Origin of the sequence: Cupriavidus sp. IK-TO18, assembly GCF_015549295.1 — a bacterium.
GTDB lineage: Bacteria > Pseudomonadota > Gammaproteobacteria > Burkholderiales > Burkholderiaceae > Cupriavidus > Cupriavidus oxalaticus_A.
In genome coordinates, this window is the sequence record NZ_JADGMP010000052.1 from 55,865 (window position 1) to 76,900 (window position 21,036).

A 21,036-nucleotide genomic window follows, 5' to 3' on the forward strand; every position below is an offset into this window, starting at 1 on the left:
AAGCGACGGACAAGCGGGCGCGCCTCAGCGGCGGCCCGGCATGACTTCAGGGTTGATCACGGTGGGCGGATGGCCGGCCTGCGGGCCCTGGTCGAGCGCGGCGATCAGGTTGTCGGCGGCCAGCGTCGCCATGGCGCGGCGGGTCTTTTCCGAGGCGCTGGCGATATGCGGCGTCAGCACGACGTTGGGCACCGTCAGCAGGTCCGGATGGACACTGGGCTCGCCCTCGAACACATCCAGCCCGGCGCCGAAGATGCGCTTGTCGCGCAGCGCCTGCGCCAGCGCTGCGTCGTCGACGATGCCGCCGCGCGCGAGGTTGACCAGCGTCGCCGTCGGCTTCATCAGCGCCAGCTCGGCGGCGCCGATGGCATGGTGGCTCTGCGGGCCATAAGGCAGCACCAGCAGCAGGTGGTCGGATTGGCGCAGCAGTTCCTCCTTGCTGACATAGCGGGCGTTGAGCGTGCGCTCGGTGTCCGCCGGCAGCTGGCTGCGGTTGTGGTACAGCACGCTCATGCCAAACCCGCTGGCACGGCGCGCCAGCGCCTGGCCGATGCGGCCCATGCCAAGGATGCCGAGCGTGCTGCCGTATAAATCCATGCCGACGAGCATGTCGTAGCTCCAGCGCTGCCACTTGCCGGCGCGCAGGTAGTGCTCGGACTCGGTGACGCGGCGCGCGGTGGCCATCAGCAGCGCCCAGCCGAAGTCGGCGGTGGTCTCGGTCAGCACGTCGGGCGTGTTGGTGGCGACGATGCCCGCGGCGGTCAGTGCCGGCACGTCGAGGTTGTTGTAGCCGACGGCCATGTTGCACACCGCGCGCAGCGACGGCAGCGCGGCAACCAGGTCCGCGTCGATGCGGTCGGCGGCGTTGGCCAGCACGCCGGCCTTGCCGGCCAGCCGGGCCTTCAGCGCGGCGGCATCAAGCACCGCGTCCTGCTGGTTGTCGTCGACATCGAAATACTGCGCCAGGCGGTCGATCACTTCGGGATAGATGGCGCGGGTGACAAGGACGGACGGCTTCATGGCATCACACATGGAAGAAGAGGAAGGTCATGATGACGAACAGCGGCATCAGGAAAATGCCCGAGTACAGCATGTAGCCGAAGAAGCTCGGCATGCGCACGCCGCGGTTCTCGGCAATGGCCTTGACCATCAGGTTGGGCGCGTTGCCGATATAGGTATTGGCGCCCATGAACACCGCGCCGGCGGAAATCGCGGCCAGAGTCGAGGCGTCGCGCGTCATCAGCGTGGCGGCATCGCCGCCGGCGGTGTTGAAGAACACCAGGTAGGTCGGCGCATTGTCCAGGAACGACGACAGCAGCCCGGTCGCCCAGAAATACATGCTGTCGACCGGCTGCCCGTTGCCGTCGCTGACCGCGCGAATTACGCCGGCAAAGGCGCCGTCTGTGCCGGACTTGAGCATGGCGATCACCGGGATGATGGTCAGGAAGATCCCTGCGAACAGCTTGCCGACCTCCAGGATCGGCTCCCAGTTGAACTCGTTGCCCGCGCGCGCGGTGTGCGGCGTGACCAGCAGCGACACCACCGCCACCACGATCAGCAGCGCATCGCGCACCGCCGCCTGCAGCGGCACGTCGGTGCCGAAGACGTTGAACGAGATGGCCGGCTGCCACAGCCCGCTCATCAGCACCAGGCCGATCAGGGCCAGCAGCAGCACGAAGTTGATCTTGCCGTCGATCGTGATGCCGTGGGAGTCCGGCGTGGGATCGTTCCGCTGCGGCAGTTCTTCCTCCTTGTTGCGGTAGTAATGGCGGTCGACCAGGTAGAACACCACCAGCAGCACCGCGCAGATAAACAGCGTCTCCAGGTAGATGTTGCGCATGGTCCAGAAGAAGTCCACGCCCTTCAGGAAGCCAAGGAACAGCGGCGGATCGCCCAGCGGCGTCAGCGAGCCGCCGGCATTTGCCACCAGGAAGATAAAGAACACGACCACGTGCGCCACATGCCGGCGGTTGTCATTGGCGCGCAGCAACGGACGGATCAGCAGCATGGCCGCGCCGGTAGTCCCCATGAAGCTTGCCAGCAGGGTACCCAGCGCCAGGATGCCCGTATTGAGCCGCGGTGTCCCGTGCAGGTTGCCGCGCACGCAGATGCCGCCCGCGACGATATAGAGCGAAGCGATCAGCGAGATGAAGGGGATGTACTCGGCGAGCAGCGCATGCACCGCGCTGGCGGCGGCCGCATGCGTGCCGAACACCGCGGCGAACGGCAGCAGGAACAGCAGCCCCCAGCCCGCGGAGATCTTGCCATAGTGGTGGTGCCAGAACTTGGGCGCAAGCAGAGGCCACAGCGCGACTGACAGCAGGATGCCGGCAAACGGCAGGCCCCATAGCGGCGACAGTGCGGCCCCCTCTATGTCCGCGGCATGCGCGGCCACAGGGAAGACAGCAAAGACAGCTGCCAGCATGGTCAGCATGGTCAGCATCGGCAACGGTACGAAAGCACGTCGCATCAGGCAGGATCTCCTCGGGAATGCAGCGTTCATGGTGCATCGAGCCCCCGCAACGAACGGCGTGCGGGCTCGCACGGCAAGCCTGCAAGTGTAATCCAGACTCCTCGCGCGATCGTGCTGCGTCGCGCGTTTGCTGCGCGTTTACAGGCGATTCTTATGTCCGTTCTGCCCCATGGATCAAGCCTGCTCGACCACGATCACATGCACGCGATACGGGCCATGCGCGCCCAGCACGATGGTCTGTTCGATATCACCGGTGCGCGACGGGCCGCTGATGATATTGGTCGCGCGCGGCAGCTCGCCGCGTTCGCTGCGCACCAGCGCAAAGGCGTCTTCCAGACCGGCGACCACGCGCGAGCGCGGCACCACCGCGATATGCGTTTCCGGCAGCAGCGCCGCGGAGGCGAAAGTCGCCGGCCCCGATAGCAGCATCAGCGAGCCGGTCTCGGCGATCGCACAGAAGCAGCCGGTGATGCCGACCAGGTCGCCATGGTCGCGGTCGGCCTCGACCTCGCGCAGCGGCGGCCGGCATTCGACCGCGATGCCGGCGGCCTGCCATGGCAGCGTGCCCAGCGCATCCCATGCCACGGCGCGCTGCACCAGGTTCAGGCTGTCCAGATAACGTCGCGCTGCCGCCGGCACTTCGTCCATGGTGGCGACACGATCGACCGTAGACGCCATGCGCTGGGCCTGCTGCACGAAGGCTTCGACGAGATCGGCGGCCGGCATCGGGCGCGGGCCTTGCGGATGGCGCGCGAGGTAATCGGCCACCGCGGCGCGTTCGCCCTGCGTGGGCTGGCGCGGCCTGCCCTGTGCGGCACGGATGCGGGCAAAGATGCGGTCGCGGGCGTCGTTGGTTTCCATAGGGCCTGGCAGTGCGGTTGGCAAGGATGCGCCGATTATAGTTGCCGCGGCATGGCACGGCGCACCGGAATCCCGCAATGCCTACTGCGCCGAGAACACCTGCCGCAGGTAGGACAGGTAGCCGACATCGTCGCACATGGTCTTTTCCGGCGTGTCCGACAGCTTGGCCACGGGCTGGCCATTGCAGCGCACCATCTTGATCACGATCTGCAGCGGCGTGTAGCCGAGATCGTTGGTCAGGTTGGTGCCGACGCCGAAGGCCAGCCGGCAGCGGCCGTGGAAGCGCTGGAACAGCTCGATCACGCGCGGCACGTCCAGGCTGTCGCTGAAGATCAGCGTCTTGGTGCGCGGGTCGACGCGGTTGGCGGCGTAATGCGCCACCATGCGCTCGCCCCAAACGATCGGGTCGCCCGAATCATGGCGCACGCCGTCGAACAGCTTGCAGAAGTACAGGTCGAAGTCGCGCAGGAAGGCATCGAAGCCATAGGTATCTGACAGCGCGATGCCAAGGTCGCCACGGTACTCGCGCGCCCAGCGTTCGAGCGCGTACACCTGCGAATCGCGCAGGCGCGGCCCCAGCGCCTGGCAGGCCTGCAGGTATTCGTGCGCCATCGTGCCGAGCGGCACCATGTTGTGCAGGCGGGCGAAATGGACGTTGCTGGTGCCGGCCAGCTGCGAACCGAGCTCGCGCCGCATGGTCAGCAGCACCTCTTCCTGCCAGTCGCGCGAGAAGCGCCGGCGCGTGCCATAGTCGGCGATGACGCAATCGGCTAATTCCGGCGGCTGCAGCAGCGCCAGCTTGTTCTCCAGCCGGCTGCGCCCGACGGCCAGGTCAGGCCGCGGCTGGGTGCGACGGAAGTAGACCTCGTTGACGATCGCCAGCACCGGCACTTCGAACAGGATGGTATGAAGCCAGGGGCCGATGATCGAGATCTCGATCTCGCCGTTGCCCTGCGGCGCCTCGCGCACCGACACGTACTTCTCGTTCAGGTGGAACAGGCCGAGGAAGTCGATGAAATCGCTCTTGATGAAGCGCAGGCCGCGCAGGTAGGCGAGTTCGTCATCGGTAAAGCGCAACTGGCACAGGTGCGCGATCTCGGCACGGATCTCGTCGATATACGGCGTCAGGTCGACGCCGGCGTTGCGGCACTTGAAGCGATATTCGACCTGCGCCTGCGGAAACTGGTGCAGGACCACCTGCATCATCGTGAACTTGTACAGGTCGGTGTCGAGCAGAGACTGGATAATCATGGCTAGCCAGAAGGCGATGTGCCGGGTCAGGCTGACATGCTAACCGAGACGGCGCGCGTCCGGGGCGCTGACAGGCGTTCAAGCGCCGTCGAGGAACGGCTGCGGCGCGCGCAGGACCGGCTTGCCGGCCGTCCTGCCCTGCAGGCACCACAGCGCGCGGCCGTCGCTCCCGGGGCACGACACCAGCGTGGCGGCACTGCGCGGCACGCGTTGCGGCAGCGGCTCGGCAAAGGCGCCGTCCTCGGCAAGGATGCGCTCGGTGTAGACCGCCGCGCCCGCGCGCTCGAAGCGCAGCACCTGCATCCGGTCCCCCGGTTTCGGGTTCAACTCGGGTCCGCAAGGCATCAGGCCGGCACGGCCGCAATGGGCGATGGCATCGCCCGCGGGGGAATCGGTCACGGTGAAGTAGTCCCAGTCGAAGCCGGTCAATGCGGGCAAGGCAACCGGCGCCTCCGATCGCGCGCGCCATGCCACCAGCCGGGACACCACGCTGTCCGCCATGCCCGGCTGGACCAGGGCTTGCGCAGCGGCGGTCGGTGTCATCGCCGGAAATGCCGCCAGCATCACAAGCAGGGATAGCAAGGCGGCGCGGCGGCAATCACGAAGCTGGCGTGGCATACGAATCTCCCGGCGTGGAGGCATGTGGCACTCAGGCGGCCTCATCATGCCTGCGGTTGCGCAAGCACGCCAGCGGGCCGCCATGTCTTGGATCAAAAGTACATAAAGAAATAAGAAAACTATCTGATCCAGCTATATAGACCCGCTATCCTTGCCAGAAGGCTCGGCTACAATACCGGTTCCCGAAAGGCCACGGCCGGCGCTCGTCCCGCCATACCTGCCCGCCAAGGCAGATGGAGGCGTCCGCCGGCAAGAAGCGGCCCAACAGTTTCCCATTAAAAGCCGACCCGTTTTCCTGGAACCGAAATGACTCACGTTGTCACCGAATCCTGCATCCGTTGCCGCTATACAGACTGCGTTGACGTATGTCCGGTGGATTGTTTCCGCGAAGGCCCGAACTTCCTGGCCATCGACCCGGATGAGTGCATCGACTGCGCCGTATGCGTGGCCGAGTGCCCGGTGAACGCCATTTACGCCGAGGAAGACGTGCCGGGCGACCAGCAGCAGTTCATTGAACTGAACGCCGAACTGGCGCGCGCCTGGCCTTCCATCACCAAGACCAAGGCCCCGCTGGCCGAGGCCGAGGACTGGAAGGACACCACCGACAAGCTGCAGTACCTGGAGCGCTGAGCGCGCCAGGCTGCAAAGAAGGCCGTCCCCACGCGCTTTCCGCAATGCCGGGCACCCGCGTGCCCAACCAACGTATCAGGACGAATATGGACTTGAGCATTCCAAATCCCGTTGCCGACACGACCAAGCAGGTCGAGGGCGGCAGCCCCGCAGGCGGCCAGCCGCTCGAAATCGACGCGCTGATCGTCGGTGCCGGTCCGGTGGGCCTGTTCCAGGTGTTTGAACTGGGCCTGCTCGAAATCAAGGCCCACGTGATCGATTCCCTGAAAGTCGTTGGCGGCCAGTGCGTGGAGCTGTATCCCGACAAGCCCATCTACGACATCCCGGCCGTGCCCAGCTGCACCGGCCAGGAACTGACCGACAACCTGCTCAAGCAGATCGAGCCGTTCGAGCCCACCTTCCACCTGGGCCAGGAAGTCTCCGTGGTGGAGCGCCGTGAAGACGGCCGCTTCTTCGTCGAGACCTCGCTCGGAACCCGCTTTATCACCAAGACCATCTTCATCGCCGCCGGCGTGGGCTCGTTCCAGCCGCGTACGCTGAAGGTCGAGGGCCTCGACAAGTTCGACGGCAAGCAGCTGTTCTACCGCGTCAAGGATCCGAGCCGCTTCCACGGCCGCAACCTGGTCATCGTCGGCGGCGGCGACTCGGCGCTGGACTGGACGCTGGACCTGGTCGGCAAGGCCGAGTCGGTGGTGATGATCCACCGCCGCGACGGCTTCCGTGCCGCGCCGGCCTCGGTGGCCAAGATGAAGGAACTGTGCGAACAGATGGAGATGCAGTTCCTGGTCGGCCAGATCGGCGGCTATGAAGAGAAAGACGGCGTGCTCACCGAGATCAAGGTGACCGGTGCCGACGGCGTGACCCGCCGCCTGCCGCTGGACGACCTGCTGGTGTTCTTCGGCCTGTCGCCCAAGCTCGGCCCGATCGCCGAGTGGGGCCTGGACCTGGAGCGCAAGCAGATCAAGGTGGATACCGAGAAGTTCCAGACCAATATCCCGGGCATCTTCGCGGTGGGCGACATCAACACCTACCCCGGCAAGAAGAAGCTGATCCTGTCGGGCTTCCACGAGGCCGCGCTGGCTGCGTTCGGGGCTGCGCCGTATATCTTCCCCGAGAAGAAGATCCACATGCAGTACACCACGACTTCGCCGAAGCTGCACAAGGTCCTGGGCGTGGAATCGCCGGTGTTCGACTGAACGGCGCTGCACGGTGCCGCAGAAAAAACCGCCGCAAGGCGGTTTTTTTCTGGCACAAACGAAAAACCGTCGCTATAATGCGGCCTCGCTGTTGACCACCAACGTGGGACGCAGCCAGCCAGCCGCTCCGAAGCACCTGAAGACAAACAAAATGTTGGCAAGGTGTTGACGGCAAAAAGAGAAACTGGCTATAATTTCTTTCTCAGCTGTTCCCCGATAGCTCAGTCGGTAGAGCGACGGACTGTTAATCCGCAGGTCCCTGGTTCGAGCCCAGGTCGGGGAGCCAACCGATACGGAAGCCCGGTGCAAACGCACCGGGCTTTTTCGTTTGTAGCTCGTTGAGGCTTGCGCCCGGGGCTGCCGCAGCGCCCCTGCCCTTCGCCGCCCCTGCCCTCTTCCCTCCGTTTATCCCTGCAGCGTGTTGCCCGCGGCCTTCAGCGCCACGACGATAGCCTCCGCATTGGCCTCGACCCGATGCAGCGGCCCCGCCACCGACATCCCGTAGACGACGCCGCCGAGCGACACCGGAATCGCGATGGCCCCCAGGTCCGGGAACGACTCGCCGAAGTTCGGATACCACCCCTGCGCCTGCCATTGCTGCATCGCTGCCTCGAATACCCGCAGCGAGTCCACCGTGCGCCCGGTGCGCGACGCAAAGGAAACGCCGGCCAGCAGTTCCGCGCGGCTCTCCGCGGCCATGGTGCCAAGGATGGCGCGGCCGATGGAATTGACATGCGCGTCGCGCAGTTCGCCCGGCGCGGCGATATAGCGCACCGGGTTGGCGGACTCGCGCACCTCCAGGTAGAGCACGCGGCCGTCGTCCTGCAGCTTGCCAAAGATCACGGTTTCGCCGGTGTCATCGCGCAGCGACTCCAGCACCGGCTGCACCCGTTCGAGCAGCGGGTCGTTGCGCGCGATGCGCTGGGCGATATCGAGTAACCGCCGCGTGGGGTAATAACCCTGGCGGCGGCCGGTTTCGTACAGGTAGCCCAGCGACGCCAGCGTGCGGATCAGCCCCAGGCAGCTCGACATCGGCGCGCCCAGCAGCTTCGCCAGTTCGGTCAGCGTCAGCGAGCGCCCTTCGCGCGCATAGATCTCCATGATCTCGATCACGCGCAGCGCCGTCTTGACGCTGCCGTAGCCCGATTTTTCCGCCGCTTCGTTTTCTGCCATCGTTGGCTTCCTCGACTTCCGTGTGCTTTGGCCGGAATTGTACGCGGCGTGGGAACGGCACCCGCGGATCCCGGTGCGGCCGGATCAGGTACCGGTGCCGTCCTGCGCCTGTGGCAGACCTTCCGGCCAGCTGCGGATATTGCCCGGCGTGCGCGAGAACCGCGTGGGGATGCCGACACCCCGCAGTCGCCCTTCGCTCGGATGGTCGTATTCGAACATCATGCCGGTGGCGCGCAGGTGCGGGTCATCCACCAGGCTGTCGAAATGCGGCAGCTCGCTGTGCGGGATATCGGCATCGCGCAGCAACGCCAGCCACTCCGTGGTGGTGCGCTGCGCGACGATCTCGGCCAGCGTGGCGTAGAGCGCGTCGATATTGGCGCTGCGCGCGGCTGGGGTCGCATAGCGCGGGTCGCGCGCCAGTCCGGCATGGCCTGACAGGTCGAAAAAGCGCAGCCATTGCGCGCTGGTATAGGGCAGCAGCGCGAGATGGCCGTCGCTGGTGCGGTACGGCTTGCGGTGGGCCGACATCACGCGCGGATAGCCGGCAGGGCCGAGCGGCGGCACGAAGGTCTGCCCGGCCAGCTGCTCGGTGGCGAGGAAGGACACCAGCGTTTCGAACATCGGCACCTCGATGGCCTGCCCCTGCCCCGACCGCTCGCGCTCATACAGCGCCATCGGGATCGCATAGGCGACGGTGAGGCCGGCGACCTTGTCCGCCAGGATGGTGTTCACGTACTGCGGCCCCTCGTTCGAGTTGGCGCCCTGGAACTGCGCCATCCCGCTGCGCGCCTGAATGATGTCGTCGAAGGCCGGCGCGCCGGCATACGGGCCCTCCTCCGAATAGCCATAGGCGCCGCAATAGATCAGCCGCGGATGATCCGCACGCAGCGAGGCATAGTCCAGGCCGAGCTTGCGCAACGACTGCGGCCTCACGTTGGAGACGAAGACATCGGCCGTGGCGATCAGCGACTTCAGCTCGGCCAGGTCCTCCGGCTGCTTGACGTCGAGCACGACAAACTGCTTGTTGCGGTTCAGGTTGAGGAAGCTGGCGCCCATCGCGGCGTGGCGCGCCGGCTCGGCATGGCGGAACACATCGCCGGCGGGCGCTTCGACCTTGATCACCTCGGCGCCCATGTCGCCGAGGATCTGCGTGGCGTACGGCCCCATCGCGACCGAGGTCATGTCGATCACCCGCACGCCCGCCAGTGGCCCGGTCGCGGGAGGCGCTTTGTCTTGCATCGTCACCTCCCGTTCAGTACGACTTGGGCAAACCCAGCACACGCTCGGCGATAAAGCACATGATCAGCTGCGGGCTGACCGGCGCGATGCGCGGGATATACGATTCGCGCAGCAGGCGCTCGACGCGGTATTCGCGCGAATAGCCCATGCCGCCCAGCGTCAGGATCGCGGTCTGGCAGGCGTTGTGGCCAGCCTCGGCGGCGAGGTACTTGGCGGCGTTGGCCTCGGCCCCGCAGGACTGCCCCGCGTCGTAGCGCGCGGCGGCCTTCAGCATCATCAGGTTGGCCGATTCCAGCTGCATCCACGCCTGCGCCAGCGGGTGCTGGACGCCCTGGTTCATGCCGATCGGGCGGCCGAAGACCACGCGCTCCTTGGCGTACTGCGTGGCGATTGCCAGCGCGGCGCGGCCCAGTCCGATGGCTTCGGCGGCGATCAGGATGCGCTCGGGGTTCAGGCCATGCAGGATGTATTCGAAGCCCTTGCCCTCTTCGCCGATCCGGTCTTCTTCCGGGATGTACAGGTCGTCGATGAACAGCATGTTGGTATCGACGGCGGCGCGGCCCATCTTGTCGATCTCGCGGATCTCGATGCGGCTGCGGTCCACCTTCGTGTAGAACAGCGACAGGCCTTCGGTCGATTTCTTCACCTGCTCCAGCGGCGTCGTGCGCGCCAGCAACAGCATGCGGTCGGCCACCTGCGCGGTCGAGATCCAGATCTTGCGCCCGCTCACCGAATAGCCGCCCGGCACCTTGCGCGCGAAAGTCTTGAGCTTGGTGGTGTCCAGGCCCGCATCGGGCTCGGTCACGCCAAAGCAGGCCTTTTCCTCGCCGGCGATCAGCGGCGGCAGGAAGCGGCCCTTCTGCTCTTCGGTGCCGAACACCACCACCGGGTTCAGGCCGAACACGTTCATATGCACCGCCGACGCGCCGGTCATGCCCGCGCCCGACTGCGAGATGGTCTGCATCACCAGCGCCGCTTCCAGGATGCCGAGACCGGCGCCGCCGAATGCCCCGGGCATCGCCACGCCCAGCCAGCCGCCCTCGCACAGGGTCTTGTAGAACTCGTGCGGATAGGTGCCGGACTTGTCGAGGCGGTCCCAGTACTCCATGTCGAACTGCGTGCAGACCTGCTGCACGGCTTCGACGATCGATGCCTGTTCTTCGGAGAGATCGAAATTCATGAGATTGCCTGTCAGGTTGTTTATTCCGGCTGGATGCCCGCGTCCTTCACCAGCCGCGACCACTTCTGCAGTTCGGCCACGACAAACTGGTTCAGCTCGGCGGGCGTGCTGCCGAAGGGCTCGAAGCCCAGCGCGTGGAACTGTGCGGCATGCTGCTTGCTGGTGGCGATGGCAACCAGCTCGCGGTTGAGGCGCTCCACCACGGGCGCCGGCACGCCGGCGGGTGCGAATACGCCATTCCAGGACGTGATGTCGAAACCCTTAAGCTCGGGCGCGCTGCCGACCGGCGGCAGGTCCGGCAGCAGCGCACTGCGTTGCACGGTGGTCACCGCCAGCGCGCGCAGCTTGCCGGCGCGCACATTGGCGATGCCCGCGGCAAAGTCGACGAACATCGCCTGCACCTGGCCGCCCATCACGTCGGTCATCGCCGGCGGCGTGCTCTTGTACGGCACGTGCAGCATCTTCAGGCCCGCCATCTTCGACAGCGTCGCGCCGGCGACGATGCCGGTGCTGTTGCCGCTCGCGTAGCTCATGCCAGGATGCGCCCTGGCGTAGTCGATGAATTCGCGCAGCGTCTTCACCGGCAATTGCGGGTTGACCACCAGCATGAACGGCAGGTTGCCCATGCGCGAGACCGGCGTGAAGTCCTTGACCGGGTCGTAGCGCAGCTGTTTCATCAGCGACGGGTTGGCCGAATGCGTGGTGTTGGTGGTCATGAACAGCGTATAGCCGTCGGCCGGCGCCTTGGCGACGAACTCGGCGGCGATGGTGCCGTTGGCGCCCGGCTTGTTGTCGACCACCACCGGCTGCTGCAGCGCTTCGCCCAGGTACTTGGCGGTCAGCCGGGCCACCGCATCGGTGCCGCTGCCGGCTGCGAACGGGACCACCAGGCGCAGCGGCCTGGACGGAAATTCATCGGCGGCCGGCGCCGGTGTTGCAAGCAGCGCGGCGGCAAATCCCACCACCAGGCTGGCGAAAGCGGTCTTGAAGCACTTCACGGTCTGTCTCCTGTCGTTATATGAATTCTTGCCGTGGCCGGCCGCGTCTCAGGCGGGCCGTGTCACACGCTCGGGCGATTCCTCGTACGGTGGGGAATAGATCACCAGGATCCTGGCCGGCTCTTCGCTTACCACCGTGAACACATGCATCTCGTCCGGCGGGAAGAAGCAGCAATCGCCCGGTCCCAGTTCCTTGCGCTGGCCGCCGACTTCTGCGACGGCCCGGCCTTCCAGCACGTAGCACACCTGCTCGATGCCGGGGTGCGCGTGAGGCAGCGCGCCCTTGCCTTTCTCGATGGTGCCGTGAATCACTTCCAGGTGGCGCGAACCCACGGTCTCGGGGCCGATCAGCCGGCGGTTCAGCGTGCCGACGTGGTTGGCGGGGTGGTAGCCCTCGACCTCTTCGGTCGAGATGAAATAAACCGGGGGTTGCGGCACGCTGCTCTCCTGTGTGGATCTCGCCGTACTGGGCGAGTAATTCATATCTATGAATCTTAGTTTATACATATGAATTTAATCGTCAAACAATTTCAGGCATCTTGCGGGTTTACCGGTAGGCAGCGCTTGGGCCATCACCCGCGATTCCGGGTGGGCTGGTGGACAATCGAAAAAATGCGGATAATTCGCGGCTTGCCGGCCTTTCCTACGGCGCCGATCGAACGCCATTCTTGACAGGTGCGTCGTATACGTGCCATAGTTACGGGCGTATAGCATTCATGGAAACCGGTACTGTCAGGCTCCAAGTTATATCCGGGCCTGGCGCTATCACCCCTGACACTGGTTGCACGGACTGAAACGTCCACATCTTTCAGGTTCGCGGGGGCGCACCGGGCACAAGCCCAGCGTGCAATACCAGTCGCTCCGGCGACAGCAGTTTCCCCCCGTGTGAACCAGCCGCTACCGCGGCAATCCCCTAAAGGACTGAATTGACTAAGATCGTCTTGAAACCCGGTGAGCCCGTTGAAGTTGCAATGCGGCGTTTCCGTCGTGCCATTCTGCAGACTGGCCTGATCGTTGAACTCAAGAGCCGTACCGCTTACGAGAAGCCGACGACCGAGCGCAAGCGCAAGAAGAAGGCCGCCGAAGCACGCCTGCGCAAGCGCCTGCGCATGCAAATGCTGCCGAAGAAGATGTACTGATTCGGGCAAGCTTCGTAAAAAAACCGCCAGTTCGCTGGCGGTTTTTTTATGCCTGCACGAAACGTGCGTCCGGGTCGCGCCCCAGGCTGGCGGCCTTTGCTGCACTGCGCCACCTGAGCGTTGCGCCGATGCCCGGCATAATGGCGGATATTGCGCCCCCTTTTGGGCGCCCACCGGACCCCTGCCTTGACTGCCATCCTCGAGTTGCGCAAGGTGCGCAAGCAATACGGCGATACGGTCGTCGTCGATGACCTCGATCTCCAGGTGTTTCGCGGCCAGTGCTTTGGCCTGCTCGGCCCCAACGGCGCCGGCAAGACCACCACGCTGCGCCTGCTGCTGGGCCTGACCACGCCGATGGCCGGCACGCTGATGCTATGCGGCGAGCCCATCCCCGAGCGCGCGCCGCAGGCGCGCATGCGCGTGGGCGTGGTGCCGCAGTTCGACAACCTCGACCCGGATTTCTCGGTGATCGAGAACCTGCGCATCTTCGGGCGCTACTTCGGGCTGTCATCGACCGAGATCGAGCGCCGGGTGCCGAAGCTGCTGGAATTCGCCCGGCTGGAAAACCGTGCCGACGCGCAGGTACGCGACCTCTCCGGCGGCATGCGCCGGCGCCTGACGGTGGCGCGCGCGCTGATCAACGATCCCGACCTGCTGGTGATGGACGAGCCCACCACCGGACTGGACCCGCAGGCGCGCCACCTGATCTGGGAGCGCCTGAAGTCGCTGATGGCGAGTGGCAAGACCATCCTGCTGACCACGCACTTCATGGAAGAAGCCGAACGGCTGTGCAACTACCTGTGCGTGATCGACGGCGGGCGCAAGATCGCCGAAGGCAAGCCGCACGAGCTGATCGACAGCCAGATCGGCTGCGATGTGGTCGAGGTCTACGGCGATGAACTGGGCACGCTGCGCGGCACGCTGACACCGCTGGCGCAGCGCACCGAAATGAGCGGCGAGACGCTGTTCTGCTACGTGCGCGAGCCCGCCCCGCTGCTGGCGGCGCTGCACGGCAAGAACGGCGTGCGCTACCTGCACCGCCCGGCCAACCTGGAGGACGTGTTCCTCAAGCTGACCGGCCGCGAGATGCGGGACTGAACCAGGGACTGACATGAGCGAACAGGACCCCCGCACCGACACCTCCGACACCTCCGACACGCCCGCCATCGCCACCCGGAGCGCTGGCCCGGCCGCGCGCCAGACCTATCCACAGCCGCTGCTGCCACGCAACATGCGCAACTGGATGATGGTCTGGTACCGCAACTACCTGGTGTGGAGGAAGCTGGCCATCCCGTCGATGATCGGCAACCTGGCCGATCCGATGATCTACCTGTTCGGCCTCGGCCTCGGGCTGGGGCTGATGGTGGGCCAGGTCAACGGCGTGTCGTACATCGCCTTCCTCGCCGCCGGCACCACCGCATCGAGCGTGATGATGTCGGCCAGCTTCGAGTCGATGTACTCCGCCTTCTCGCGCATGCACGTGCAGCGCACCTGGGAAGCGATCATGCACGCGCCGCTGACATTGGGCGACGTGGTGCTGGGCGAGATCTTCTGGGCGGCCAGCAAGGCGGTGCTGTCGGGCCTGGCGATCATGCTGGTGGCGGCCGCGCTGGGCTATGCGCAAATGCCGGGCGCGCTGCTGGCGCTGCCGGTGATCGTGCTGGCCGGCATTGCCTTCGCCGCGCTGGCGATGATCGTCACCGCGCTGGCGCCCAGCTACGACTTCTTTATGTTCTACCAGACGCTGGCGATGACGCCGATGCTGCTGCTGTCGGGCGTGTTCTTTCCGGTGGAGCAATTGCCCGAAGGCGTGCAGGCGGCCACCAGGCTGCTGCCGCTGGCGCACGCGGTCGATCTGATCCGGCCGCTGATGCTGGGCCGGCCCGTGGAAGGCGCCAGCCTGCATCTTGCCGTGCTCGCAGCCTATGCGGTGGCCGCGCTGGTGGTTTCGCTGGTGCTGCTGCGCCGGCGGATGTTGCGCTGAGGTTGCACGCGCGGGCTCAGGCGCTGCCCACCAGCTTGAGCCCGATTGCCCACACCACTTCGAACAGCCCTGCCAGGGCCAGCAGTGTCCATGCCATACCGAAATTTCCCGTTGCAGCGTACCGTGCGCAACGATAGCGGAGAACCCGCCACCTTGCAGCGCGTTGCCTTGGCGTTGGGAGCCGCGTTGGCTACCTTTTCGCTGGGCGGCTGCATGGTGATGGCCGTGGGCAGTGCCGCGGTTTCGACCGTGGCAACCGTCGGTTCCGCCGCGGTCAGCGTGGCCTCGACCGCAGTAGGTACTACTTACGACATCACCGCTGCCGGCGTGAAAGCGGTGGCCGGCAGCGACGATCCGCCGCCGGCGCAGGAAGCACCGTAAGCGCGGGCAGCCTCGCAGGCTGTCTTACTCGCCCAGGCCGCGCAGCAGGTCGGCCTTCAGGTCCTCGACCGATTCCAGCCCCACCGCCAGCCGGATCAGCCCTTCGCCCACGCCCGCGGCCGCCTTGGCCTCCGGGCTCACGCGTGCATGCGTGGTGGTGTACGGGTGCGTGATGGTGGTGCGGGTATCGCCCAGGTTTCCGGTGATCGAGCACAGACGCGTGTTGTCGATCACGCGCCAGGCGTTGGCGCGCTGCTGCTCGGGCGTGGCGCCCTTCAGCTCGAACGAAACGATCGCGCCGCCACCGCTCTGCTGACGCATGGCAATCTCGTGCTGCGGGTGCGACTGCAGCGCCGGGTGGAACACGCGCGCCACGGCCGGATGCGACTCCAGGAACTGCGCCAGCGCCAGCGCGCTGGACGAATGGCGCTCCATGCGGATCGCCAGCGTCTCCATGCCCTTGAGCAGTACCCACGCGTTGAACGCCGACAGCGTCGGGCCGGCGGTGCGCACAAACGGGAACACCTTGCCCATGATGAAATCGTGCGAGCCCAGCACCGCGCCGCCCAGCACGCGGCCCTGGCCATCGATATGCTTGGTGGCGGAATGCACCACGATGTCGGCGCCGAACTTCATCGGCTGCTGCAGCGCGGGCGAGCAGAAGCAGTTGTCGACCACCAGCAGCGCATTGGCGTTGTGGGCAATGTCCGCCACGGCCGCGATGTCGGCCACTTCGGTCAGCGGATTCGACGGCGTCTCCAGGAAGAACAGCTTCGTGTTCGGCCGCACCGCCGCGCGCCACGCCTCGAGGTCGGTCGGATCGACAAAGGTCGTCTCCACGCCGAACTTGCCGAAGATATTGTTGAACAGCGTCATGGTCGAACCGAAGATCGCGCGCGAGCTGACCAGGTGATCGCCCGCCTGCATCGACGACAGCACCACCGACAGGATCGCGCTCATGCCCGACGCCGTGGCCATGCAGGCCTGCGCCCCTTCCAGCGCGGCCAGCCGCGACTGGAACATCGACACGGTCGGGTTGGTGAAGCGTGAATAGGTGAAGCCCTCTTCCGAGTTGGCAAAGCGTTCGGCGGCCTCGGCGGCGCTGTTGAAGCAGAAGCTCGAGGTCAGGTAAATGGCCTCGGAATGCTCCATGAACTCGCTGCGCAGCGTGCCGGCGCGCACGCCAAGGGTATCGATGCCGAGCGATTCAGGATTGAGCGGTTCGTTCATGCTGGTGGCGCGGTCGTACCCGCGCGAATGCAATGGTTGCGGCCCGCCGCGGCAAGGCGGCCGGCCATGAAAAAAGCCCGTGCGATCGGATGGTCGGATCGACGGGCTTGCTGTTCTGCGGCGGCCTTCGGCAGGCTGTGGCGATGGGTGGACGCGTTGCGCAGCACTGTGCGCATTGGCGAATCTTGCCGGCCACCATCTCTTTAGCTGTTTCGGGCTGGACCCGCGTCCGCAAGCTGACTATCAAATCGACGCCCGGCCATGTTACGGCCGGGCGTCGCATCCGTCAACGAACGGACATGCCGCGGGACAGGCTTGCGGCTTACTCGTTGTTGCCCGAGCGCTGCAGGTGCAGCGCCGAGCGCTCGGTGTCGGCCGCGGTGCCGTCGCGGTCGGCCTGGCTGCGCGCGGTTTCCAGGCGGTCCAGGTAGGCCTCGTCGATATCGCCGGTGACGTAGCGGCCATCGAAGCACGAAGCATCGAAGTCCTTCAGCGCCGGATTGATGTCGCGCACCGCCTGCTTCATCGCTTCCACCTCCTGGTACACGAGCTTGTCCGCGCCGATGATCTTTGCGATCTCTTCGTGCGTGCGGCCGTGCGCCACCAGTTCACTGCGGGTCGGCATGTCGATGCCGTACACGTTGGGGAACTTCACCGGCGGCGCGGCCGAGGCGAAGATCACCTTGTTGGCCCCGGCGTCGCGCGCCATCTGCACGATCTCGAACGAGGTGGTGCCGCGCACGATCGAGTCATCGACGATCAGCACGTTCTTGCCCTTGAACTCGACGCCCATGGCGTTGAGCTTCTGGCGCACCGACTTCTTGCGCACTGCCTGGCCGGGCATGATGAAGGTACGGCCGACGTAGCGGTTCTTGAAGAAACCTTCGCGGTAGTTCACGCCCAGGCGGTTGGCCACCTGCATCGCGGCCGGGCGGCTGGAGTCGGGGATCGGCATCACCACGTCGATGTCGCCGGCCGACACTTCCTGGCGGATCTTCTCGGCCAGGTAGTCGCCCATGCGCAGGCGCGCGTCGTAGACCGGTACGCCATCGATGCACGAATCCGGGCGGGCCAGGTAGACGTACTCGAAAATGCAGGACGTCAGCGCCGGGTTGTCGGCGCACTGCTTGCTGTAGAGCTTGCCGTCCAGGTCGATGAAGATGGCCTCGCCCGCAGCCACGTCGCGCTCGAACTTGTAGCCGATGCCTTCCAGCGCCACCGATTCGGAGGCAACCATCCACTCCTTGCCCGACGGCGTCTCGACGCTGCCCAGGCACAGCGGGCGGATGCCGAACGGATCGCGCACCGCCAGCATGCCGTAGCCGGCGATCTGCGCCGCGATGGCGTACGAGCCGCGCACGCGGCGGTGCATGCCCGCAACGGCCTTGAAGATGGTTTCCGGGTCCAGCGCCATGCCGTTGCTGGCGCGCTGCAGCTCGTCGGCCAGCACGTTCAGCAGCACTTCGGTGTCGGAGTGGGTGTTGATATGGCGACGATCGCGGCGGAACATTTCCTCGCGCAGCTGTTGCCAGTTGGTCAGGTTGCCGTTATGCGCCAGGATGATGCCGTACGGGGCGTTGACGTAGAACGGCTGCGCCTCTTCCTCGCTCGAGGCCGAGCCGGCGGTCGGGTAGCGCACCTGGCCGATGCCCGCGGTGCCCGGCAGGCCGCGCATGTTGCGGGTACGGAAGACGTCGCGCACCAGGCCGTTGGCCTTGTACATGTGGAAAGTACTGCCGTTGGCGGTGGCGATGCCGGCAGCATCCTGTCCGCGGTGTTGCAACAACAGCAGGCTGTCGTAAATCAGTTGGTTGACAGGCGTGGCTGAAACCACACCGACGATACCGCACATGCCAAGCTCCCAGGAAAGGCTTTGAATCAGGGGGCGCAGCCTGGTCCGGCTAACCTTCCGGACCGCAAGGCCTGCGTACTACTGGCCGGGCACCATGCCCGGCTTCATGTCATGTCTTGACGTACTTCGCCAGCTCCGGCGGCAGCCATGGCTTTACCGATTCCATGGCCTGCATCACATAGGGACGGCTCACCGCATCGCGCCAGAACGGTTCTTCCGGCAATTTCGTCAGGCTGGCGAGCGTCACCATCACCATCACCAGCAGCGCGCCGCGCAGCAATCCGAACACCAGCCCGAGCCCGCGGTCCGCCGGCTTGAGGCCCGTGCTCTCCAGCAACTGCCCGACCACCATGCCGGCCAGCGACGCCCCGAGCACGGTGCCGATCAGCAGCACCACGAAACCCAGCGCGTGGCGTGCCAGCTCGCCGCCGGGCAGCGACTCGGGCATCCAGCCCGCGGCCACCGCGCCGTAGCGGAACGCGACCCAGAACGCCACCACCCAGCCGATCAGCGACAGCACCTCGCGCACCAGGCCGCGCAGCACGCCCAGCGCGCCCGAGGCCAGCAGGATGAAGACCACGGCGTAGTCGAAGAAAGTCGGCTGCATCGTTGCTCGCTGCCGCGCCCATGGCCAGGCAGCGCTAGCCCTTACTGTTCGATTACCTTCGAGCTCAGGCCCGCCGCGCGCACGCGCTTGTCGGCGGCATCGGCGGCGTCGCGGTCGCTGAAGGGACCGGCGCGCAGCAGGATGCGCTCGCCGTCGGCCAGCACTTTCTTTTCCACATAGGCCGGCACCTTGCTCGCCTTGAGCTTGGCCAGCCAGGTCTTCGCCTTCTCTTCCGACGAGAACGCGCCGATCAGGATCAGGTACTTGCCGCTGCCCTGGGGCTTGGCCTCAGGCTTGGCTTCGGGCTTAGCGTCGGGCTTGGCCTCGGCGCGCTGGATGGGCTTGTCGGCGGGCTTGTCCGCCGTATTGACGATTTCCTCGCCGGCATCGAGCGCCGCCGCGTCGCTGCGGGCCGCCGGCGCCGGCGGCAGCGGGTCGGCCTTGCGCGGCTCGACGCGGGGCTTGCTGCTGCCCTGCCCGCCGCTCACCTTGACCGCGACATCGTCGGCCACCGGGCGCGGCTTGGTCTCGAACACGATCGGCAACACGATCACCGCGGCCACCACCAGCACCACGGCGCCGATCAGGCGGCGGCGCGCGCGCTGCTTCTGCGGGAATTCAGGGTCCAGCGTGTCGTCGGCATATTCGTCGGCGAGACGGCGCGACGAGGCGATGCCTGCACCGGGGTCGTTGCGCTGGCGGCGCGCACGCTCCGGTGCCGGGTCGTTGCCCTTGCGGGAAGAAAACAGCGAAAGCAGGCCCATAGATTGGTTCGGTGCGACAGCCCCTTCAGGCAGGGGCCGGTCGTTGCGTTTGCCGCTCAGTTGGCTTGGGTGGCCCGGTAGGCCATCACGCCGGCGACGGTATAGAACGATCCGAAGACCAGAATTCTATCATTCTCGGTCGCTCTCTCCATGGCGTCGCGGAATGCCGCCTCCGGACTGGAAAAGCAGGCGGCGGTGGCGTCGGGGCCGGCGCGGAAACCGCCCCCCTCAAGTGTCGCCAGCACGTCGGCGGCGCTGGCGGCGCGCTCGGTCGGCAGGTCGCACAGGCACCAGTGGTCGACCTTGTCGGCCACATGCTGCAGCACGCCGGCAATATCCTTGTCCTGCATCGCGCCGAACACCGCATAGGTGTAGCGGAAGAAGCCCATGTTCTCCAGGTTCTGCCCCAGCGTGGCGGCCGCATGCGGATTATGCGCCACATCGAGGATCACCGCGGGCCGTCCCGGCAGCACCTGGAAGCGTCCCGGCAGCTCGACGAACGCCAGCCCGTTGCGCACTTCCTGCGCGCTCACCGGCAATTGCGGGCGCATGGCCTGCAGCGCGGCCAGCACGGCGGCGGCGTTCAGCAGCTGGTTGGCGCCGCGCAGCGCGGGGTAGCCCAGGCCATTGAGCTTGCGCCCGCCACCGCTCCAGTCCCATTGCTGGCGTTCCTGGCCCTTGGCCGCGTGGAAGTGGAAATCGCGGCCCACCAGCCACAGCTCGGCGCCGATGGCTTCGGCATGCGCCACCAGCGACTTGGGCGGCACCGGGTCGCCGCAGACCGCCGGCACGCCCGGGCGGAAGATGCCGGCCTTTTCAAAGCCGATTTCCTCGCGCGTGTTGCCCAGGTACTGGGTGTGGTCGATATCGACGCTGGTGACGATGGCGCAGTCGGTATCGATCACATTGGTCGCATCCAGGCGGCCGCCCAGCCCGACTTCGAGGATGATCGCGTCCAGGCCGGAAGCCGCGAAGAAATGGATGATCGCCAGCGTGGTGAACTCGAAGTAGGTCAGGCTGACCGGGTCGGCAAAGCTGTTGCGCGCGCGCTCGACCGCCTCGAAGTGCGGCAGCAGCTGCGCGTCGGTCGCCATCTCGCCATTGAGGCGCGCCCGCTCGTTGAACGAGATCAGGTGCGGCGAGGTGTGGCAGCCCACCTTGTAGCCCGCCTCCAGCAGGATGCGCTCAAGCATGGCGCAGGTCGAACCCTTGCCGTTGGTGCCACCCACGGTGAAGACCGTGGCGTCGATGCGCAGCCCGAGGGCTTCCTTGACGCGCGTGATGCGCGTCAGGCCCATGTCGATGCCCACGGGGTGGGCGGTTTCGAGATGGGTAAGCCATTCGGGCAGCGTATGGAAGACAGGCATTTCAGGTGTGCGAGGAAAGCGTTTGCTACCAGATTCGGGCAGGCGGGCGCAAAGTCAAGTGCCGGCGCCGCTGGCGTCCAGAAAAGGCGAAAG

At 66.1% G+C, this 21,036-nt stretch carries 21 protein-coding genes and 1 tRNA gene; 7 read left to right on the forward strand and 15 right to left on the reverse strand.

What is annotated here, in order from left to right:
• Nucleotides 1-24: 24 nt before the first annotated feature.
• The 5 genes from IPF36_RS32560 to IPF36_RS32580 all read right to left on the reverse strand — a co-directional run bounded on the left by IPF36_RS32560 (nucleotide 25) and on the right by IPF36_RS32580 (nucleotide 5,203).
• On the reverse strand, nucleotides 25-1,020 hold the full coding sequence (locus tag IPF36_RS32560) for a D-glycerate dehydrogenase (RefSeq protein WP_133095515.1): 996 nt from the start codon (nucleotides 1,018-1,020) through the stop codon (nucleotides 25-27).
• 4 nt (nucleotides 1,021-1,024) lie between these two features.
• Nucleotides 1,025-2,470, reverse strand: a complete 1,446-nt coding sequence (locus IPF36_RS32565; RefSeq protein ID WP_195432113.1) for a sodium:proton antiporter — start codon at nucleotides 2,468-2,470, stop codon at nucleotides 1,025-1,027.
• Between the two features lie 177 nt (nucleotides 2,471-2,647).
• Nucleotides 2,648-3,334, reverse strand: coding sequence for a lactate utilization protein C (locus IPF36_RS32570; protein WP_133095513.1), 687 nt, complete (start codon nucleotides 3,332-3,334; stop codon nucleotides 2,648-2,650).
• 81 nt (nucleotides 3,335-3,415) lie between these two features.
• Entirely contained in the window at nucleotides 3,416-4,585 is a 1,170-nt protein-coding gene (gene pncB / locus IPF36_RS32575; protein WP_135705573.1) for a nicotinate phosphoribosyltransferase, read from the reverse strand.
• Between the two features lie 78 nt (nucleotides 4,586-4,663).
• Nucleotides 4,664-5,203 (reverse strand): hypothetical protein, encoded by a 540-nt coding sequence (locus IPF36_RS32580; RefSeq protein ID WP_135705574.1) that lies wholly within the window; start codon nucleotides 5,201-5,203, stop codon nucleotides 4,664-4,666.
• A 306-nt stretch (nucleotides 5,204-5,509) separates the two neighbouring features.
• On the opposite strand from IPF36_RS32580, the gene fdxA reads away from it, so the two are divergent.
• The 3 genes from fdxA to IPF36_RS32595 all read left to right on the forward strand — a co-directional run bounded on the left by fdxA (nucleotide 5,510) and on the right by IPF36_RS32595 (nucleotide 7,315).
• Nucleotides 5,510-5,833, forward strand: a complete 324-nt coding sequence (fdxA, locus tag IPF36_RS32585) for a ferredoxin FdxA (RefSeq protein ID WP_133095510.1) — start codon at nucleotides 5,510-5,512, stop codon at nucleotides 5,831-5,833.
• An 86-nt stretch (nucleotides 5,834-5,919) separates the two neighbouring features.
• Nucleotides 5,920-7,029: an NAD(P)/FAD-dependent oxidoreductase gene (locus IPF36_RS32590; protein WP_133095509.1), complete on the forward strand. Its 1,110-nt coding sequence runs from the start codon at nucleotides 5,920-5,922 to the stop codon at nucleotides 7,027-7,029.
• Between the two features lie 210 nt (nucleotides 7,030-7,239).
• A tRNA-Asn gene (locus IPF36_RS32595) sits at nucleotides 7,240-7,315 on the forward strand.
• A 119-nt stretch (nucleotides 7,316-7,434) separates the two neighbouring features.
• On the opposite strand, the gene IPF36_RS32600 is transcribed toward IPF36_RS32595, so the two are convergent.
• The 5 genes from IPF36_RS32600 to IPF36_RS32620 all read right to left on the reverse strand — a co-directional run bounded on the left by IPF36_RS32600 (nucleotide 7,435) and on the right by IPF36_RS32620 (nucleotide 12,057).
• Nucleotides 7,435-8,202, reverse strand: a complete 768-nt coding sequence (locus IPF36_RS32600; RefSeq protein ID WP_133095508.1) for an IclR family transcriptional regulator — start codon at nucleotides 8,200-8,202, stop codon at nucleotides 7,435-7,437.
• Between the two features lie 84 nt (nucleotides 8,203-8,286).
• Entirely contained in the window at nucleotides 8,287-9,441 is a 1,155-nt protein-coding gene (locus IPF36_RS32605) for a CaiB/BaiF CoA-transferase family protein (protein ID WP_195432114.1), read from the reverse strand.
• 13 nt (nucleotides 9,442-9,454) lie between these two features.
• Entirely contained in the window at nucleotides 9,455-10,621 is a 1,167-nt protein-coding gene (locus tag IPF36_RS32610) for an acyl-CoA dehydrogenase family protein (protein ID WP_195432116.1), read from the reverse strand.
• Nucleotides 10,622-10,641: 20 nt separating this feature from the next.
• The gene (locus tag IPF36_RS32615) at nucleotides 10,642-11,619 is read right to left on the reverse strand and encodes a tripartite tricarboxylate transporter substrate binding protein (RefSeq protein WP_135705577.1); all 978 of its coding nucleotides are present in this window, start codon (nucleotides 11,617-11,619) and stop codon (nucleotides 10,642-10,644) included.
• A 48-nt stretch (nucleotides 11,620-11,667) separates the two neighbouring features.
• Nucleotides 11,668-12,057: a cupin domain-containing protein gene (locus IPF36_RS32620; RefSeq protein ID WP_135705578.1), complete on the reverse strand. Its 390-nt coding sequence runs from the start codon at nucleotides 12,055-12,057 to the stop codon at nucleotides 11,668-11,670.
• Nucleotides 12,058-12,545: 488 nt separating this feature from the next.
• On the opposite strand from IPF36_RS32620, the gene rpsU reads away from it, so the two are divergent.
• The 4 genes from rpsU to IPF36_RS32640 all read left to right on the forward strand — a co-directional run bounded on the left by rpsU (nucleotide 12,546) and on the right by IPF36_RS32640 (nucleotide 15,123).
• Nucleotides 12,546-12,758 carry a 30S ribosomal protein S21 gene (rpsU, locus tag IPF36_RS32625; RefSeq protein WP_010814647.1) on the forward strand — a complete coding sequence of 71 codons (213 nt, stop codon included), beginning with the start codon at nucleotides 12,546-12,548 and terminating at the stop codon, nucleotides 12,756-12,758.
• 186 nt (nucleotides 12,759-12,944) lie between these two features.
• On the forward strand, nucleotides 12,945-13,856 hold the full coding sequence (nodI, locus tag IPF36_RS32630) for a nodulation factor ABC transporter ATP-binding protein NodI (RefSeq protein ID WP_133095503.1): 912 nt from the start codon (nucleotides 12,945-12,947) through the stop codon (nucleotides 13,854-13,856).
• Between the two features lie 13 nt (nucleotides 13,857-13,869).
• Nucleotides 13,870-14,742, forward strand: a complete 873-nt coding sequence (locus tag IPF36_RS32635) for an ABC transporter permease (protein WP_135705579.1) — start codon at nucleotides 13,870-13,872, stop codon at nucleotides 14,740-14,742.
• 90 nt (nucleotides 14,743-14,832) lie between these two features.
• Complete coding sequence (locus IPF36_RS32640) at nucleotides 14,833-15,123, forward strand: hypothetical protein (RefSeq protein WP_240745887.1); 291 nt, start codon at nucleotides 14,833-14,835, stop codon at nucleotides 15,121-15,123.
• Nucleotides 15,124-15,147: 24 nt separating this feature from the next.
• Here the strand turns inward: IPF36_RS32640 and IPF36_RS32645 are convergent, their stop codons facing one another.
• The 5 genes from IPF36_RS32645 to folC all read right to left on the reverse strand — a co-directional run bounded on the left by IPF36_RS32645 (nucleotide 15,148) and on the right by folC (nucleotide 20,943).
• Nucleotides 15,148-16,353: an O-succinylhomoserine sulfhydrylase gene (locus IPF36_RS32645; RefSeq protein WP_133095501.1), complete on the reverse strand. Its 1,206-nt coding sequence runs from the start codon at nucleotides 16,351-16,353 to the stop codon at nucleotides 15,148-15,150.
• A 322-nt stretch (nucleotides 16,354-16,675) separates the two neighbouring features.
• Nucleotides 16,676-18,205 (reverse strand): amidophosphoribosyltransferase, encoded by a 1,530-nt coding sequence (gene purF, locus IPF36_RS32650; protein WP_133095500.1) that lies wholly within the window; start codon nucleotides 18,203-18,205, stop codon nucleotides 16,676-16,678.
• A gap of 109 nt (nucleotides 18,206-18,314) precedes the next feature.
• Nucleotides 18,315-18,812, reverse strand: a complete 498-nt coding sequence (locus IPF36_RS32655) for a CvpA family protein (RefSeq protein ID WP_029046270.1) — start codon at nucleotides 18,810-18,812, stop codon at nucleotides 18,315-18,317.
• Nucleotides 18,813-18,853: 41 nt separating this feature from the next.
• Nucleotides 18,854-19,576 (reverse strand): SPOR domain-containing protein, encoded by a 723-nt coding sequence (locus IPF36_RS32660; protein WP_195432117.1) that lies wholly within the window; start codon nucleotides 19,574-19,576, stop codon nucleotides 18,854-18,856.
• Between the two features lie 56 nt (nucleotides 19,577-19,632).
• The gene (folC, locus tag IPF36_RS32665; protein ID WP_133095498.1) at nucleotides 19,633-20,943 is read right to left on the reverse strand and encodes a bifunctional tetrahydrofolate synthase/dihydrofolate synthase; all 1,311 of its coding nucleotides are present in this window, start codon (nucleotides 20,941-20,943) and stop codon (nucleotides 19,633-19,635) included.
• Nucleotides 20,944-21,036 lie beyond the last annotated feature (93 nt).

Excerpts from the sequence above, each read along its gene's own strand:
- IPF36_RS32560 (WP_133095515.1), bottom strand. The coding sequence starts at position 1,020 with ATGAAGCCGTCCGTCCTTGTCACCCGCGCCATCTATCCCGAAGTGATC.
- IPF36_RS32565 (WP_195432113.1), bottom strand. The coding sequence starts at position 2,470 with ATGCGACGTGCTTTCGTACCGTTGCCGATGCTGACCATGCTGACCATG.
- IPF36_RS32570 (WP_133095513.1), bottom strand. The coding sequence starts at position 3,334 with ATGGAAACCAACGACGCCCGCGACCGCATCTTTGCCCGCATCCGTGCC.
- pncB (WP_135705573.1), bottom strand. The coding sequence starts at position 4,585 with ATGATTATCCAGTCTCTGCTCGACACCGACCTGTACAAGTTCACGATG.
- IPF36_RS32580 (WP_135705574.1), bottom strand. The coding sequence starts at position 5,203 with ATGCCACGCCAGCTTCGTGATTGCCGCCGCGCCGCCTTGCTATCCCTG.
- fdxA (WP_133095510.1), top strand. The coding sequence starts at position 5,510 with ATGACTCACGTTGTCACCGAATCCTGCATCCGTTGCCGCTATACAGAC.
- IPF36_RS32590 (WP_133095509.1), top strand. The coding sequence starts at position 5,920 with ATGGACTTGAGCATTCCAAATCCCGTTGCCGACACGACCAAGCAGGTC.
- IPF36_RS32600 (WP_133095508.1), bottom strand. The coding sequence starts at position 8,202 with ATGGCAGAAAACGAAGCGGCGGAAAAATCGGGCTACGGCAGCGTCAAG.
- IPF36_RS32605 (WP_195432114.1), bottom strand. The coding sequence starts at position 9,441 with ATGCAAGACAAAGCGCCTCCCGCGACCGGGCCACTGGCGGGCGTGCGG.
- IPF36_RS32610 (WP_195432116.1), bottom strand. The coding sequence starts at position 10,621 with ATGAATTTCGATCTCTCCGAAGAACAGGCATCGATCGTCGAAGCCGTG.
- IPF36_RS32635 (WP_135705579.1), top strand. The coding sequence starts at position 13,870 with ATGAGCGAACAGGACCCCCGCACCGACACCTCCGACACCTCCGACACG.
- IPF36_RS32640 (WP_240745887.1), top strand. The coding sequence starts at position 14,833 with ATGCCATACCGAAATTTCCCGTTGCAGCGTACCGTGCGCAACGATAGC.
- IPF36_RS32645 (WP_133095501.1), bottom strand. The coding sequence starts at position 16,353 with ATGAACGAACCGCTCAATCCTGAATCGCTCGGCATCGATACCCTTGGC.
- purF (WP_133095500.1), bottom strand. The coding sequence starts at position 18,205 with ATGTGCGGTATCGTCGGTGTGGTTTCAGCCACGCCTGTCAACCAACTG.
- IPF36_RS32655 (WP_029046270.1), bottom strand. The coding sequence starts at position 18,812 with ATGCAGCCGACTTTCTTCGACTACGCCGTGGTCTTCATCCTGCTGGCC.
- IPF36_RS32660 (WP_195432117.1), bottom strand. The coding sequence starts at position 19,576 with ATGGGCCTGCTTTCGCTGTTTTCTTCCCGCAAGGGCAACGACCCGGCA.
- folC (WP_133095498.1), bottom strand. The coding sequence starts at position 20,943 with ATGCCTGTCTTCCATACGCTGCCCGAATGGCTTACCCATCTCGAAACC.